Origin of the sequence: Streptomyces sp. NPDC059851 (assembly GCF_042732005.1) — a bacterium.
Classification (GTDB): Bacteria; Actinomycetota; Actinomycetes; order Streptomycetales; family Streptomycetaceae; genus Streptomyces.
This window is the reverse complement of the sequence record NZ_JBHWJJ010000172.1, coordinates 1-15,187: the sequence shown is the minus strand read 5'-3', so window position 1 is coordinate 15,187 and position 15,187 is coordinate 1. Positions and strand designations below refer to the sequence as shown.

At 73.4% G+C, this 15,187-nt stretch carries 12 protein-coding genes; 6 read left to right on the top strand and 6 right to left on the bottom strand.

All coding sequences use genetic code 11. The annotated features are described in order from the left end of the window. Nucleotides 1-2,246, bottom strand: a 2,246-nt coding sequence (gene treY / locus ACFV7Q_RS34995; protein ID WP_385434958.1) for a malto-oligosyltrehalose synthase, incomplete at its 3' end; no start/stop codon positions are given. 82 nt (nucleotides 2,247-2,328) lie between these two features. Between treY and ACFV7Q_RS34990 the strand changes: the two genes are divergently transcribed. Further along, nucleotides 2,329-3,618 (top strand): MFS transporter, encoded by a 1,290-nt coding sequence (locus tag ACFV7Q_RS34990; protein ID WP_385434957.1) that lies wholly within the window; start codon nucleotides 2,329-2,331, stop codon nucleotides 3,616-3,618. A 41-nt stretch (nucleotides 3,619-3,659) separates the two neighbouring features. Here ACFV7Q_RS34990 and glgX read toward each other — a convergent pair whose 3' ends face one another. Further along, on the bottom strand, nucleotides 3,660-5,774 hold the full coding sequence (gene glgX / locus ACFV7Q_RS34985; protein WP_385434959.1) for a glycogen debranching protein GlgX: 2,115 nt from the start codon (nucleotides 5,772-5,774) through the stop codon (nucleotides 3,660-3,662). A gap of 312 nt (nucleotides 5,775-6,086) precedes the next feature. Here glgX and ACFV7Q_RS34980 point away from each other — a divergent pair, with 312 nt between their 5' ends. Together ACFV7Q_RS34980 and ACFV7Q_RS34975 are read left to right on the top strand one after the other, a co-directional pair. Then, the gene (locus tag ACFV7Q_RS34980; RefSeq protein ID WP_385434956.1) at nucleotides 6,087-7,403 is read left to right on the top strand and encodes an SAV2148 family HEPN domain-containing protein; all 1,317 of its coding nucleotides are present in this window, start codon (nucleotides 6,087-6,089) and stop codon (nucleotides 7,401-7,403) included. A 197-nt stretch (nucleotides 7,404-7,600) separates the two neighbouring features. After that, nucleotides 7,601-8,314 (top strand): exonuclease domain-containing protein, encoded by a 714-nt coding sequence (locus ACFV7Q_RS34975; protein WP_385434955.1) that lies wholly within the window; start codon nucleotides 7,601-7,603, stop codon nucleotides 8,312-8,314. Nucleotides 8,315-8,364: 50 nt separating this feature from the next. Here the strand turns inward: ACFV7Q_RS34975 and ACFV7Q_RS34970 are convergent, their stop codons facing one another. After that, on the bottom strand, nucleotides 8,365-8,991 hold the full coding sequence (locus ACFV7Q_RS34970) for a hypothetical protein (RefSeq protein WP_385434954.1): 627 nt from the start codon (nucleotides 8,989-8,991) through the stop codon (nucleotides 8,365-8,367). A 23-nt stretch (nucleotides 8,992-9,014) separates the two neighbouring features. Further along, nucleotides 9,015-9,869 (bottom strand): phosphotransferase enzyme family protein, encoded by an 855-nt coding sequence (locus tag ACFV7Q_RS34965; protein WP_385434953.1) that lies wholly within the window; start codon nucleotides 9,867-9,869, stop codon nucleotides 9,015-9,017. 108 nt (nucleotides 9,870-9,977) lie between these two features. On the opposite strand from ACFV7Q_RS34965, the gene mgt reads away from it, so the two are divergent. Next, nucleotides 9,978-11,186: a macrolide-inactivating glycosyltransferase gene (gene mgt / locus ACFV7Q_RS34960; protein ID WP_385434952.1), complete on the top strand. Its 1,209-nt coding sequence runs from the start codon at nucleotides 9,978-9,980 to the stop codon at nucleotides 11,184-11,186. Beyond that, nucleotides 11,183-11,740: a DUF1697 domain-containing protein gene (locus ACFV7Q_RS34955; protein WP_385434951.1), complete on the top strand. Its 558-nt coding sequence runs from the start codon at nucleotides 11,183-11,185 to the stop codon at nucleotides 11,738-11,740. The genes mgt and ACFV7Q_RS34955 overlap by 4 nt, the downstream gene beginning before the upstream one ends. A 4-nt stretch (nucleotides 11,741-11,744) precedes the next feature. On the opposite strand, the gene ACFV7Q_RS34950 is transcribed toward ACFV7Q_RS34955, so the two are convergent. Further along, nucleotides 11,745-13,619: a DNA/RNA non-specific endonuclease gene (locus ACFV7Q_RS34950; protein WP_385434949.1), complete on the bottom strand. Its 1,875-nt coding sequence runs from the start codon at nucleotides 13,617-13,619 to the stop codon at nucleotides 11,745-11,747. Nucleotides 13,620-13,862: 243 nt separating this feature from the next. On the opposite strand from ACFV7Q_RS34950, the gene ACFV7Q_RS34945 reads away from it, so the two are divergent. After that, complete coding sequence (locus ACFV7Q_RS34945; RefSeq protein ID WP_385434947.1) at nucleotides 13,863-14,867, top strand: ketopantoate reductase family protein; 1,005 nt, start codon at nucleotides 13,863-13,865, stop codon at nucleotides 14,865-14,867. 111 nt (nucleotides 14,868-14,978) lie between these two features. Here ACFV7Q_RS34945 and ACFV7Q_RS34940 read toward each other — a convergent pair. Then, the coding region (locus ACFV7Q_RS34940; RefSeq protein ID WP_385434944.1) for a transposase at nucleotides 14,979-15,187 on the bottom strand (209 nt) is incomplete at its 5' end.

The following is a 15,187-nucleotide window of genomic DNA, read 5'->3' as shown; positions in this document are numbered from 1 at the left end:
GCCCGCGCCCCGGCGGGCGGCGACGGCAGGAGGGGCCTCCACCGGCCCGGCGGCAGGGGCAGGGCGGTGTCCCGCCACCCCCCCGACCGGGCCAGCCGGAGCGAGAGCCGGGTCGCCACCGCGACCAGACCGCCCGGGCGGGCGAAGGCCAGGCAGTGCCCGGCGGCCGGGCCGCGGGCGGCCAGGGCCGCGTACCCGGTGAACAGCGCCGGCCGGTCCCGTCGCAGCCGCAGCAGCGCGGCCGTCAGCACGAGCTTCTCCTCGGCGACCCCGTCCGGCTCCGCACCCGCATCGAGTCGGGCCAGCGCCTCGCGGGGGAACCGGGCCGGGCGGCGGTTGTCCGGGTCCACCAGCGCCCGGTACTCCGTCTCGGCGCCCTGGTAGACCTCCGGGACCCCGGGCATCGTCAGGTGCAGCAGCGTCATCCCCAGGAGGTTGGCCCGCGCCGCCCCGGCGAGGGCCCGCGGGAGCTCCGACCCGGCAGCCCCGGCTGCTCCGGCCGGTGCGTACCGGGCGATCGAGGTCTCGTACTCCGCGTCCTGCTCGGTCCAGCTGGTGTGCAGGGCGGCCTCGCGCGCCGCCTTGAGCAGCGCACCCGCGAGCCGTTCCGCACGGTCCGGGACCTCGCCGAGACCGAGCGCCGTCTGCCGCGCCACCCAGGCCAGTTGCGGGTCGTGCCCGGTGCCGTCCACCCCGTCCGCCGCGAGCGTCCCCATCAGCTCCGGTGCCTGCGACAAGGTCGCGATCCGGGCCCGGACGTCCGCGCTCCGCTTGGTGTCGTGAGTGGAGAGCACCGTCCCCGAGCCCGGCCAGTCCCGCTGCAGCGCGGCGCAGTACGCGTGGAACGCCTCCGGCTCCACCGCCGGCCGCCCCGGATCCCCGCCGACCTCCGTGGCCGACAGCAGCGGGGCGTACCGGTAGAAGGCCCGGTCCTCCAGGGCCTTGGCGCGCAGCGCCGCCGAGGTCTGCGCGAAGCGCGCCGCGAACGCCGGATCCTCCCGCACGAGGTCCCGTACGCCGGCCACCGCCCGCGCACCGGCCCGCCGGCCGGCTTCCGCCAGCGCCCCCGGATCCAGCTCCCCGCCGCCGGGGTAGGGCCGGTAGACGGGGTAGGCGATCAGCACCTCGCGCACGGCGGGCGCCGCCTGCGGTCCGGCCGCCCGCTCCAGCGCCCGCAGCTCGGCCGCCAGATCGCCGGTCAGTACCTCCCGCGCGCAAGCCCGGGCCGTGTCCTCCCAGCCCGGCAGGCCCGTGGCCCGCCGGAAGAGGCGGTCCAGTTCGGCGGCGCCGGCCGGGTCGGCGAACACCCCGTCCACCTGCCGCAGCGCGTCGTACCCGGTGGTCCCCGCCACCGGCCAGCCCGCGGGCAGCCGCTCCCGCCCGGCCAGGATCTTCTCCACCACCACCCAGCAGCCGTCCCCCACCGCCGCACGCAGCCGCCGCAGGTACTCCCCGGGGTCCGCGAGCCCGTCCACGTGGTCGATCCGCAGTCCGGAGGCCACCCCGTCGCGCACCAGCTCCAGCAGCTTCGCGTGCGTCGCCGCGAACACCTCCGGGTCCTCCACCCGGACCCCGATGAGCTGCGCGATCGTGAAGAAACGGCGGTAGTTGAGCCCGGTGCGGGCCTCCCGCCAGTGGGCCGGCCGGTACCACTGGGCGGCCAGCAGCTCCGGCACCGGCAACCCCGCGGTCCCGGCGCGCAGGGGGAACTCCCACGCGTCGCCGACCCGCAACACCCCCTCGCCGGCCGTGCACGCGGCCGGGTCGAGCGGCTCGCCGAGCACCGGCAGCAGCACCTGCCCGCCGCCCGCCTCCCAGTCGATGTCGAACCACCGTGCGTACGGGGACCGCGGTCCTTCCCGCAGGACCTCCCACAGCGGCCGGTTCACCCGCAGCGGCGAGGGCACCGCCATGTGGTTCGGCACGATGTCCAGCACGAGGCCGAGCCCGTGCTCCCGGGCCGCGGCGGCCAGCCCGCGCAGCCCGCGCTCCCCGCCGAGCTCCTCCCGCACCCGGGAGTGGTCGGTGACGTCGTAGCCGTGGGACGAGCCGGGCACCGCCTCCAGGACGGGGGACAGGTGCAGGTGGGAGACCCCGAGCGAGGCGAGGTACGGGACGGTCTTCTCGGCGGCGGCGAACGGGAATTCCGGGCACAACTGGAGGCGGTACGTCGAGTACGGTGCCGTCCGGGTGGCGATCGTCGGAATGTCAGGTTCTGTTTTGAGGTGAGGATGACGCCGGCTCATAAGAATGTACGTACCCCCCTCACCGGATTCCGTGCCATGACCCAATGCATTCGGGTGACTGCGCCGGGTTAGCGTCTCCAGGGTGGTCGGAACCGTCGCCAGCTATCGAAGAGTCATCGCCCTCACCGGGCCCCTCCTCCCCCTCGTCTCCTTCCTCGCCCGGCTGCCCGTCGCCATGACGCAGTTCGGCAGCGTGCTGCTGGTCGCCGAGACCAGCGGATCCCTCGCCACCGCCGGCATCGTCGGCGGTGGCCTCTCCGCCGGCCAGGTCCTCTGCGGACCCGTCCTGGGCCGGCTCGCCGACCGGCACGGGCAGCGGCCCGTCGTCCTGGCCGCCGCCGCGGTCAACGCCGTCGCCACCGCCGCCCTCGTCGCCGGGGCCCTCGGCGGCCTGCCCACCGTCCCGCTCACCGCGATCGGCGCCGTCGCAGGTGCCTCCGTGCCCCTGGTCGGCCCCCTCGCCCGGACGCGCTCCGTGGCGCTCGCCCACCGCTCCGGGGCCGGCGAGGACGTGGTCGGCGCCGTCCACTCCCTCGAAGGGACCCTGGACGAGGTCTCGTTCGTCCTCGGCCCGGCCCTCGTCGGCCTGGCCGCGCTCGCGGCCCACCCCGCGGTCGCGCTCGGGCTCGCCGCCGCCCTCGTCGCCGTCTTCGGGACCGCCTTCGCGCTGCACCCGACGGCTGAGGCCGCGGCTCCGGCACCCGCGCCGGTGAGCACCCCGCAGGCGCCGCGCGGCGGCCGGGTGCGGCACCCGGGCGTCGTGTACGCCGTCCGCGGATCGCTCCTGCTCCAGGGCGCCATGTTCGGCGCCTGCCAAGCCGGGATCGCCGCCCTCACCGCCCGCCTGGGCGTCCCCGGCCAGGCCGGCACCGTCTACGCCGCCATGGGCGTCGTCAGCGCCGCCGCCGGTCTCGCGCTCGGCGCACTGCCAGCCCGGATCGGTCTGCGGCTGCGTTGGCGGGCCGCCACCGCGGCCGCGCTCCTGCTGTCCGTGCCGCTGCTGTTCACCCACACCCTGGTCCCGCTGTACGCGGTCGTCACCGTGCTCGGTGCCGCGTACGCCCCGCACCTGATCACCGCGTTCTCGCTCACCGAGCGGGCCGTGGAGCCCGCCCGGCTCGCCGAGGCCACCGCCTACGCCGCCAGCGCGCTCGTGGCCGGGCAGGCGCTCGCCCTGGCCGTCTCGGGCCGGCTCGCCGAGGCGTACGGGCCCGCCGGCGCCTTCGCGGTCGCCGTCGGGGCGGCCGCCGCGGCCCTGCTGATCGCCCTGGGCGCCCGCGTCCCGGCCGCCCGCACGCACACCGCCGGCAGGGCGTTCGTTCCGGCGCGGCGGACCGCCCCGCCGCAGGACGCGTCACCCCGGCCCGCCTGACCGAGGGGCTGCGGACCGTCCGGCGGCGCCGGAGCCCGCCGTCACTCCGGTCGCTGCAGCACGACCAGCGAGCGTCCCGTCAGCGTCACCCGGTCCCCGGCCGCGTACTGCGGCCCGGTGCCGGGTGGCAGCACCTCCGGCCGCGCCGTGTCCACGACCAGCCGCCACTGCGCCCCGTGCCCGGCCGGGACCGTGAACTCCTGTGATTCGGAGCCTGCGTTGAACATCAGCAGGAACGAGTCGTCGGTGATCCTTTCCCCGCGCGCGCCCGGCTCCGAGATGGCCTCCCCGTTCAGGAACACCGTCAGCGCCCGCGCGTGCTGCGCCTGCCAGTCGCGGGCCCGCATCGGCTCCCCGTACGGGGTGAACCAGGCGATGTCGGAGAGCTCGTCGTGGGTGCCCTCGACCGGCCGCCCGTGGAAGAAGCGGCGCCGCCGGAAGACCGGGTGGTCCCGCCGCAGCCACACCATGCGGCGGGTGAACTCCAGGAGCGGGGGTGCGGGTTTGCCCGGCTCCGGCCACTCCACCCACGCCAGCTCGTTGTCCTGGCAGTACGCGTTGTTGTTGCCGTTCTGGCTGCGGGCGAACTCGTCGCCGTGGCTGAGCATCGGCACCCCCTGCGACAGCATCAGGGTGGCCGCGAAGTTGCGCATCTGCCGCTCGCGCAGCTGGAGGACCTCCGGGTCGTCGGTCGGGCCCTCCACCCCGCAGTTCCAGGACCGGTTGTGGGGCTCGCCGTCCCGGTTGCCCTCCCGGTTGGCCTCGTTGTGCTTCTCGTCGTACGAGACGAGGTCGTGCAGGGTGAAACCGTCGTGACACGTGTGGAAGTTGATGGAGGCGAGGGGACGCCGGCCGTCGTCCTGGTAGAGGTCGGAGGAGCCGGTCAGCCGGCTGGCGAAGTCCGCGAGGGTCCGGGGCTGTCCGCGCCACAAGTCCCGCACGGTGTCCCGGTACTTGCCGTTCCACTCCGTCCACAGCGGCGGGAAGTTCCCCACCTGGTAGCCGCCTTCGCCCAGGTCCCAGGGCTCCGCGATCAGCTTGACCTGGCTCACCACCGGGTCCTGCTGGACGAGGTCGAAGAACGACGACAGCCGGTCCACCTCGTGGAACTGCCGGGCCAGGGTGGCCGCCAGGTCGAAGCGGAAGCCGTCCACGTGCATCTCGGTGACCCAGTAGCGCAGCGAGTCCATGATGAGCTGGAGGACGTGCGGGGAGCGCATGAGCAGCGAGTTCCCGGTCCCGGTGGTGTCCGTGTAGTGCCGCGGATCGTCCGCGAGCCGGTAGTACGAGGCGTTGTCGAGGCCCCGGAAGGACAGGGTCGGGCCCAGGTGGTTGCCCTCGGCCGTGTGGTTGTAGACCACGTCCAGGATCACCTCGATCCCGGCCTCGTGCAGCGCCCGCACCGCCGACTTGAACTCCAGCACCTGCTCGCCGCGGTCGCCCGAGGCGTAGCCGTTGTGCGGGGCGAAGTAGCCGATCGTGTTGTAGCCCCAGTAGTTGGTCAGTCCGTCGTCGACCAGCCGGTGGTCGTGCACGTACTGGTGCACCGGCATCAGCTCCAGCGCGGTCACCCCGAGCTTCGTCAGGTGCCTGATGACCGCCGGGTGGGCGAGGGCCCCGTAGGTGCCGCGCAGCTCCTCGGGGAGCTCGGGATGGCGCATGGTCAGCCCTTTGACGTGGGCCTCGTACAGCACCGTCCGGTGGTATTCGTGGCGCGGCGGGCGGTCGTTGGCCCAGTCGAAGTACGGGTTCACGACGACCGAACTCATGGTGCGCGGGGCGGAGTCCAGGTCGTTGCGCGAGTCGGGACGGCCGAAGTGGTAGCCGTACACCTCCTCGCCCCAGTCGATGCTCCCGGCGATCGCCCGTGCGTACGGGTCGAGGAGGAGTTTGGCCGGATTGCAGCGTTGCCCGCGCTCGGGCTCGTACGGGCCGTGGACGCGGAACCCGTACCGCTGGCCGGGCATCACGCCCGGCAGGTAGGCGTGCCGGACGAAGGCGTCGGTCTCGCGCAGCTCGACGGCCGTCTCGGAGCCGTCCTCGTGGAGGAGGCACAGCTCGATGCGTCGGGCGGCCTCGGAGTAGACCGCGAAATTGGTGCCCGCACCGTCATAGGTGGCGCCGAGCGGGTACGCGTGTCCCGGCCATACCTGCATGGACAACGACTCTTCTCCCGTCTTCCCCTCGGCGTCGGGCGGCCGGTTTCGCGGACGGGGTCCGGCGATCCGTGCCATGAGCAGGATCTTCCCCGAAAGAGGGGCTGTACGTGGGGACTTGGGTTACTCCTGCCGGGTGACCCGGTGCGCCGATATGCGGGTCAGCGGACTGTGTGCGCATCCGATAATGGGTCAACAGATCACCTGTGTACGGACCATCGGGTCGCATCGGGCTGCACCGGGCGCCGACCTCGGAGTACCCTTCCGTGATCACTGGAGACGGGCGTCCAGGACGCAGAAGGCGGTGCACGGGTGAGCTCGGGAGGGCTGGAGCTTCCCCCTGGTGACGGCGGTCACGAGGGTGGCTCGGCGGACGCCCCAGGAGGCGCACCCGGGGGTGCGTCCGGCGGGGTGCCGGAAGGGGCCGGGGGCGGCAGGTCCGGCGGGGCGCCGGGCGGGACGGTGTCCCTGACGGCGCCGGAGCCCGGGGCGGTGCGCGCCGGGGCCGAGCTGGACTGGGGCGCGGACGCCTGGACCGAGGTGCGCACCCGGGCCCAGCGCGCGGGTCGCGCGTACATCTGGCTGAATCTGATCGAACAGCGGCTGCGGTCGGTGGTCGGCGCGGTCCTGCGGCCGATCTACGAGCCCGTGCACGGCGAGGACGACTGGGTCGTCGCCGCCGCCGGGCCCGCCGGCCAGGAGTGGGTGCAGCGGGCCGTCGCGGTGCGCGAGGTCAGCCGCCGCAAGGGCTACCTGCTCGACCCCGCCGACGACAACGTCCTCAGCTTCCTGACGCTGCCCCAGCTGCGCGAGCTGATGGTCCAGCACTGGCCCTGCTTCGAGCCGTACTTCGACGACCGGCGGGAGATCGAGCTCGCCCTCGACGAGCTGGAGGTCACCCGGAACGTCGTGTCCCGCAACCGGGCACTGTCCCGGGCCGTGCTGGAGCAGGCGGAGCGGGCCTCCGCCCGGCTGCTGGAGGTGCTGGGCGGGGGTGCCGGCTCCCCGTCGGCGGACCGGCTGCCGATCGACGCCGTCGAGGACCTGGTGGGCGACCGGTACGCGGACGTGGTCTCCGTCCACCCCGACCGGGTCCGGCTCCAGCGACAGCTGCCGGCCGAGGACCTCTTCGGCGGGGCGCGGCGGCTGGACGCCATCGGCATAGGCCTCAACCTGCTCGTCCAGAACTACTCCGGTCGAAGACTCGTCCGGCTCACCGAGGCCGGCTGCCGGGTCCGGCTGCTGTTCCTGAACCCGGCCAGCAGCGCCGTCAAGCGCCGCGAACGGGAGCTCGGGCTGCGCAAGGGCGAGCTGAGCCGCTCGGTGGAGATGAACATCCTGCACGTGCGACGGGTCCGGGCCGGCCTGCGGGACCCCTCGCGGTTCGAGATCCACGTCTTCGACGAGACCCCGCGCTTCACCGCCTACCTGGTGGAGGGGGAGAACTCCGGCATCGCGGTGGTGCAGTCCTACCTGAGGCGGGCACGGGGCATGGAGGCTCCGGTGCTCGTCCTGCGGGGCGGCGGTGCGCGGGCCTCGTCGCCGCCGCGTGACGCAGAACACGGACTTTTCCCCACGTACAGGGAGGAATTCGAGTCCATTTGGCAGGACTCCCGCCCGGTGTCGTGACTGTCAGTGGCCCGTGGCAGGCTGAAAGTCGTTGGCCGGGGGATGTGCGTCGGTCGACGGCTGACGGCTGACGAATGGTGCCGGGGTCGAGGACTGACGGCCACGGACGTGACGGGGGAGGGGCGCGTGATGGGGGACCGGCACGGCGGAGCGCTGAACGGGTTCGCGGACGACGGGGCCGGAGCGGGGGCCGGGCGATGAGCTGGATCAGCGGCCCCCTGGTGGCCTTCGACCTGGAGACCACGGGTACGGACGTGGAGACCGATCGCATCGTCACCGCGGCGGTCGTGCGGCTGGAGCCGGACGGGGCCGTCTCGGCGGAGCGGACGTGGCTGCTGGACCCGGGGGTGGCGATACCCGCGCAGGCTTCGGCGATCCACGGCATCTCGACGGACCACGCCCGCGAGCACGGGGTCCCGGCCCCGTCCGGGGTCGAGGAGATCACGCGGGCCGTCGCCGCGGTCCTGCACTCGGGGACGCCCCTGGTCGTGATGAACGCGCGCTACGACCTGTCCCTGCTGGACCGCGAGTGCGGGCGGTACGGCCTGCGGTCGATCGGGGAGCGGCTGGGCAGCGAGCCTTCGCCCGTCATCGACCCACTGGTGATCGACAAGCACGTCGACCGGTACCGGAAGGGCAAGCGCGCCCTCCACGCGCTGTGCGCGCACTACGGCGTCCCGCTCGACGACGCGCACGACGCGAGGGCGGACGCGGTGGCGGCCGCCCGTGTGGTCCGGCGCCTGGGCGAAAGGCACCGGCCCGTGGCGACGATGTCCCTGACCGACCTCCACGACCTCCAGGTCAGCGCGGCGGCCGCCCAGTCGGCCTCCCTCCAGGCCTACCTGCGCCGGACCACGGACCCCGCGGCCGTCGTCGAGCCGTCCTGGCCGGTCATTCCGCGGAGCCGCTGACCGGGGCCGGCGCGGGCACTGCCGGGGCGGGGCTGCGGCTCCCCGTGGTGTCAGGCGGCGGCGCTGTACTCGATGTGCAGGTCGCGGGCGCGCGGCCCGCAGTACAGGCGCCGGCAGTAGTGGCCGTCCGGGAAGGCGGCGGCCCCGGCGGCCCCAGCGGGGCCGTTGCGGGCGATGTCGGCGAAGAGGTCGGCGGTCCTGCGGAAGGTGCGGGTGCTGCCGGTCAGGAACAGGGTGTCGCTGTGGACGTGCTGGTGGAACACCTCCCGGCGCGCCCAGTCGTGGCGGTCCATCCTGTCCGGGCGGCCGGTCCGCGCACGTCGGAGGTCCACGGTGTGCGGTCGGCCGGGGCCGAGGCGGCCTCGGAGTTCCTTCCAGCGCGACGGGGCGAACTGCAGGGAGTGGTGCAGCAGGACCAGGTCCAGCGGCCGCCCGGGCGTGCCGCCGCCGGCCGCGGCGCCGGCGCGGATCGGGAGGTGTACCAGGGAGCGGGGTGAAGTCGCCGCGAGGGACCACAGGCCGGCGGTGAGCTCCGCGGCCTCCTGGTCGAACCAGGCGTTCAGGAACCAGTCGTCGTCCCGCAGCAGGGCCCGCGCCGGCGGGCGCGCCGGACGGAACACCGTGAACGCGGCCGGGCCGAGGCGGACCTGGTGACGGATGAGGTGGAGCGTGTGCATACGGGGACCTTGGTACCGCACCGTCAGAAGGCGTGCCAGCGCATTTCCGTGTCGCCCTCCCGGAGGGACGCGACCCGGCGCCGGAACTCGGCGCCGGCCCGCGGGTTGGCGGGGGCGTGCTGGGCGACCCAGGCGCAGCTCGCGGTCTCCCGGGCGCCGCGCAGGACCGCGCAGCCCTCCCAGTCGCGCACGTCCCACCCGTAGGCGGTCGCGAACGCGTCGTACGACGCGGCGGGCAGACCGTAGCGGTCCCGGGCCAGGGCCATGACGACCAGGTCGTGCTCCCGCAGGTCCGACGACACCGTCTCCAGGTCCACCAGGACGGGCCCGTCGGGGCCGACGTGCACGTTGCGGGGCAGTGCGTCGCCGTGGATCGGGCCAGGCGGGAGGTGCGGGGTGAGCGCGGCCACCTGGCCGGCGTAGCCGTCGCGCCGGACCCGCAGGTACGCCGCGTCCGCCGGGTCGACGGCGTCGCCGGCCAGCCGTAGCCACCGCTCGACCCCGCCCAGCAGGTCGCGCGGGGGCAGGCCGAACGGCGGCGCCGGCAGGGCGTGGATGCTGCGGAGCAGCACCGCAAGGTCCTCGGGACCGGCCGGTCGGACCGCGTCCGGCAGCCGGTGCCACACCGTCACCGGGTGGCCTTCCACCAGTCGCGGCTTCGGCTCCGCGGCCCGCACCGCCGGGATCCCGGCCCGCTCCAGCCAGAGCGCCACGGCGAGCTCCCGCTCGGCCCGCTCCAGCAGGGCCGCCTCCCGGCCGACCTTGACGACGAGCCCGCCGGCGCCGAAGACCGCGTTCTCCCCCAGGGCGAGCAGCACGGCGCCCTCCGCGTCGAACCCCGCGGCCGCCAGCACGTTCCCGGCCCGCGCCTCGTCCATACGCCCCCGCACTCCCTCTTCCGTTGAAATCCCCGCGTGGCGCCCAGTTTCGCATCGGCCGCAGCGGTCGGCCGCGCCACTTGGTTGCACGAGACGTCTCGTCTCGTTATGGTTCTCGTCATGACCTCAGCGAAGCCCTCACACATCGCCATGTTCTCGATCGCCGCCCACGGGCACGTGAACCCCAGCATCGAGGTGATCCGCGAGCTCGTCGCCCGCGGGCACCGGGTCAGCTACGCCATCCCGGCCTCCTTCGCCGAGAAGGTCGCGGAGGCCGGCGCCACACCGGTGATCTGGACCTCGACCCTGCCCACCGATGACGAGCCCGAGGCATGGGGCACCGAGCTCATCGACCACGTCGAACCCTTCCTCGACGACGCCGTGCAGGCCCTTCCGCAGCTCGCCGCCGCCTTCGAGGGGGACGAACCCGACCTCGTGCTGCACGACATCACCGCCTACCCGGCGCCCGTGCTGGCCCGCCGATGGGGCGTGCCCGCGGTGTCACTGTCGCCGAACCTCGTGGCCTGGGAGGGGTACGAGGAGGAGGTCGCCGCACCGATGACCGCCCGACTGCGCGCCTCCGAGCGCGGGCGCGCGTACTACGCACGCTTCTCCGCCTGGCTCGCCGAGAACGGGATCGACGAGGACCCCGACCGGTTCGTCGGCCGTCCGCGGCGCAGCATCGTGCTGATCCCGCGCGCCCTGCAGCCGCACGCCGACCGGGTCGACCCGGCCGTGCACACCTTCGTCGGCGCCTGCCAGGGCGACCGCGGCGCCCAGGGGGTGTGGGAGCGGCCGGCCGGGGCGCAGAAGGTGCTGCTCGTGTCGCTCGGGTCCACCTTCACCAAGCAGCCGGCCTTCTACCGGGCGTGCATCGAGGCCTTCGGCGCAGTCCCCGGCTGGCACGTCGTCCTGCAGATCGGCCGGTTCACGGACGTCGAGGAACTGGGAGAGGTGCCGCAGAACGTCGAGGTGCACCGGTGGGTTCCGCAACTGGACGTGCTGCGCAAGGCCGATGCCTTCATCACGCACGCCGGGGCCGGCGGCAGCCAGGAGGGACTGGCCACCGGCACGCCGATGGTCGCCGTACCGCAGGCCGTCGACCAGTTCGGCAACGCGGACGTGCTGCAGGCGCTGGGAGTCGCCCGACACGTTCCCCTGGAGGAAGCGGACGCCCGTACGCTGCGGGAGGCCGTGGAAGCCCTCGTCGCCGACCCCGAAGTCGCCCGGCGCGCGGCGGAGATCAAGGCGGAGACGGCCCGCGAAGGCGGGACGCAGCGGGCCGCGGACCTCATCGAGGCTATGGTTCGGGCATGACCACATACGCGGCCCTGCTGCGCGGCATCAACGTCGGCGGGAAGAAGAAGGTTCCGATGGCCGAGCTGCGCGAGGTGCTCGAAGGCCTCGGGTACGAGGACGTCCGCACCTACCTGCAGAGCGGCAATGCCGTGTTCGCCGGCGCGGACGCCGATCCCGCCGCGCTCGCCGCCGAGATCGAGCGGGCCGTCGAGGCGCGGTTCGGGTTCCCCGTCGCCTGCCTGGTCGTCGACGGGGCCTTCCTCCGGGCCGTGCAGGAGGGCTGCCCGTACCCCGCCGACCAGGTGGAGGGGAAGCAGCTGCACGCCACCTTCCTGTCGGAGCAGCCCGACGCATCACGGTTCGCCGCGATCGACCGGAACGCCTTCCTGCCGGAGGAGTTCACGGTGGGCGAGCGGGTCGTCTACCTGTACGCACCCGAGGGGCTCGGCCGGTCCAAGCTGGCCGAGGCCCTGCTCCGACCTGCGGTGTTCAAGGGCATCGACGCCACCACCCGGAACTGGAACACGGTGGTCAAGCTCGTCGAGATGACCCGCCGGACCGAGCCGGAATGACCCGCTAGCTCCAGTCGATGTCGGACAGGCGCTCCAGCGGGGCGCGGTCTTCGACGGCCCTGGGGACGGCCAGGGTGTCCGCGTCGGCCATCGCCGCGGCGAACCGGATACGGGTGCGTGCCTGGATCTCACTGAGCTTCACCTGGAACACGCGGAACTCGTCCAGGTCCAGGGCCTCGGTCAGCACCAGGTTCTGGGTCAGCAAGAACGCCTTGCACTTCAGGGTGTCGTTCTCGGAGAACACCAGCACCTTCCAGAACTCCCGGGGTATCAGAACGCCCCGGAACTCGCGGTCGTCCTCCTGGAAGACCGGGCCGCCGAACACGCTCACCCGCAGCCCGTCGACCTCGACCTCCTCGAAGACCGCGTCCTCCAGGTGCCCCCAGATCCCGTTGCGGGTGCTCTGGTTGAAGTCGTCCATCTGCGGGGTGATGTTCGTGTAGAAGAACGAGTCCCGGTTGGCCTTGTCCGCCTCGGCCAGCGGCCCCCACACCAGATCGGCGCGGCGGGCGATGTGGCCCCGGTCGAGCCGGTTCCGGTCGCCGCCCTTGTACAGGTCGTTGTCGACCTGCGCCGTGCGCGGCAGGCGCGGGTCCGTCTTGAACTTGACGCCCTTGCGGTCGATCCTCTTCAGGTTGGCGCCGTCGATGTTCCAGGCCACCCAGATCGCGAACCGGCGGCTGGAGCTCAACGCCAGCGAGAAGTGCGTGTAGGGGATGACCTCGGATCCGTCGAGCTGGACCGCGTCGTCCTTGATGGACGGGTTCAGCTTCGGCGGGGCTATCGGCACCGAGAGGAAGGCCGCGTCGTAGCCCCCGACGGGCCCCGCCTCGGGGGCCGGTGGCTGCAGGGTGATCTTCAGCTCGTCGAACACCGCCCGCGGGAAGCAGGCCAGCGCCCGTTCCTCGGGATCGGCCTCGGACTCGCCGCCGAAGTGCAGTCCCGCGAGGACGTCGCTCGGCCGTCCGGCGCGCGTCTTGAACATCCACGCCGACCCCGAGTCACCCCGCTCGCTGATCTCGCCGTCGGCCGCCGGGTTGTTGGGGTCGGGGCCGATCTCGAAGCACTCGATCTCCTTGATGCCCACGCCCGTGCCGTAGTCGATGCTCACCTTGGCGAAGGGGCGGGTCACCACGCCGTGGGTGACCCCGGTGGTGCGGCCGCACTTGACGACCTTGTCGTCGATCTGCGGCTCGCCCAGCCTGGCCGGGGCCACGTCGAGGTTCAGGATGCTCGGATCGCAGTCGCGGTCCGTGACCGTGGACACGGCGCAGTCGCCGGCGACGCCCAAGTGGGCGCGCACCAGCTTGCCCAGATGGTTGATGGCGGTACGACTGTCGTCCTTGGCGCCCGGCTGGACCACGTGGTCCCCCCGCACGCCCGTGCGGCCGTTGAGGACGTGCCAGTTGCTCAGGACACAGGTCGAGCCGTCGTTCCGGTCGAAGACGATGCAGCCGAGGGTGCCCGCGGACAGGTTGACGTTGCTGACGCTCACCCCGGGGCGCACCGGGTCGATGCGCTTCTGCCGGTCCGGGGTCTCCCCCTCGGCCACGACCAGGAAGTGCGGCGCGTAGCTGCGCTGGACGACGTCCGTCGGCACCCTGACCCCGTCGACCTCGATGAACGCGGGTATCTCCACGCTGCGCAGGAGGCCGAGGCCTTCCGGCTCGACCTTCCGGTCTACCGTGAACTGCAGGGCCAGCTCCTTGCTCCGCTTGCCGTTCTTCTCCTTGTAGCCGATGCCGATCGAGGACACGTTCGGGTCGCTCAGGTAACTCGACCCGCGGGTACGGATGAAGTGCTTGAGCGAGGTGATCAGTGCGTCCGTCTCCTTGGCCGACGGAGTCGGCCGGGCGGACGTGCGCTTCGTGGCAGCCATCGAAGGCTCCCTTCGAACAGGGAGTTCCGGGCGTGAGATGCCCGCCGGATCGCCCCGCGGTGACACACCGGCAGGGGCTCCCCACTCCGTGCGTGCACTTCCAGCCTACGGCCGCGCCCCGTCGCGAGCGCGTCGAGTACTTCCCGTCCCCGGGGCGGAAGACGGTCGACTGCCGCCGGGCGGACCCGTGGTCCACCGTGCCCCGGCGCCGACGCGGACCACCGGATGTGTCAGGCTCCGCACATGCGCTACATCATCATCGGCGCCGGAGCGATCGGCGCGACCATCGGCGGGCGGCTCGCCGAGGCGGGCAACGAGGTCGTTCTCGCCGCGCGGGGCACGCACGCCCGGGCCCTGCGGGAGAACGGGCTGCGGCTCACCACGGCCGACGGGACCCGGGTGCACCGGCTGCCCGTGGTGGAAGGCCCGGCGGAGCTCGGCGAACTGCGGCCGGACGACGTCCTGCTGCTGGCCGTGAAGACGCAGGACGCGATCGCCGCGCTCGACCTGTGGGGCGCCGCCGAGGTGGCGGGCGGCGGGACGGCGGCCCAGCGGCTGCCGGTCCTGTGCGCGCAGAACGGCGTCGAGAGCCAGCGCCTCGCCCTCCGCCGCTTCGCACGCGCGTACGGGGTCTGCGTGTGGTTGCCTGCCACGTTCCTGGAGCCGGGCGTGGTGAGCGCCCTGGGCGCGCCCCGGACCGGCATCCTGCACATCGGCCTGGCCGCCGGCGGCGCGGACGCGCGGGCCCGGCGGATCGCCGCCGACCTGGAGGAGGCCGGCTTCGACGCACCGGTGGTCGAAGACGTGATGCGGTGGAAGTACGCGAAGCTCCTCGGCAACCTCGGCAACGCCGTCCAGGCCACCACCGGGCCCGAGCCCCACCCGGCCAAGGCGGAGCTGTTCCTGCGGGCCCGCCGCGAGGGCGCGGCCGTCCTCGCGGCGGCGGGGATCGCGTACGTGTCGGAGGCGGACGGGGCCGCGGCCTGGGACGGCCGGGCCGTACAGCCGGCGGTGCCGCGGGGCGGGTCGTCCTGGCAGAGCCTGCACCGCCGGACCGGGTCGATCGAGGCCGACTACCTCAACGGGGAGGTCTGCCTGCTGGGTCGCCTGCACGGGGTGCCCACCCCGGTCAACGAGGTGCTGCAGCACGCAGCGAACATCTTCGCCCGCGAGGGGATCGCTCCGGGCTCGATGTCCATCGCGGACCTCACCGCCCTCGCCGACGAGGCCGAGTCCCGCCACCGCTAGTAGTGCTTGGTCAGGTTGGTTCGCGGGTGGGTATGTCGCGGTGACAGGTGGGGCAGGCGCCGGCCCAGGTGGCCAGGAGGATCTGAAGTGTGCGGATGACTTGGTAGAGGGTCAGGCCGGCGCCGTGTCTTTTGGGGATCGGGTCAGTCGCTGCAGGGTGCAGAACGCGTGGGCGGCGGAGACGAGGGTGACGTGGTGGTGCCAGCCCCTCCAGGTGCGGCCTTCGAAGTGGGCAAGTCCCAGGGCCTGCTTCATCTCGCGGTAGTCGTGCTCGATCCGCCAGCGCAGTTTCGCCAGCCTGACGAGAGTGGTCAGCGGCG

What these genes read in the sequence shown, in the direction of transcription:
- ACFV7Q_RS34975 (WP_385434955.1), top strand. Translation starts at nt 7,601, where the DNA reads ATGAGCTGGATCAGCGGCCCCCTGGTGGCCTTCGACCTGGAGACCACG.
- ACFV7Q_RS34945 (WP_385434947.1), top strand. Translation starts at nt 13,863, where the DNA reads ATGCGCTACATCATCATCGGCGCCGGAGCGATCGGCGCGACCATCGGC.
- ACFV7Q_RS34970 (WP_385434954.1), bottom strand. Translation starts at nt 8,991, where the DNA reads ATGCACACGCTCCACCTCATCCGTCACCAGGTCCGCCTCGGCCCGGCC.
- glgX (WP_385434959.1), bottom strand. Translation starts at nt 5,774, where the DNA reads ATGCAGGTATGGCCGGGACACGCGTACCCGCTCGGCGCCACCTATGAC.
- ACFV7Q_RS34950 (WP_385434949.1), bottom strand. Translation starts at nt 13,619, where the DNA reads ATGGCTGCCACGAAGCGCACGTCCGCCCGGCCGACTCCGTCGGCCAAG.
- ACFV7Q_RS34965 (WP_385434953.1), bottom strand. Translation starts at nt 9,869, where the DNA reads ATGGACGAGGCGCGGGCCGGGAACGTGCTGGCGGCCGCGGGGTTCGAC.
- ACFV7Q_RS34955 (WP_385434951.1), top strand. Translation starts at nt 11,183, where the DNA reads ATGACCACATACGCGGCCCTGCTGCGCGGCATCAACGTCGGCGGGAAG.
- mgt (WP_385434952.1), top strand. Translation starts at nt 9,978, where the DNA reads ATGGTTCTCGTCATGACCTCAGCGAAGCCCTCACACATCGCCATGTTC.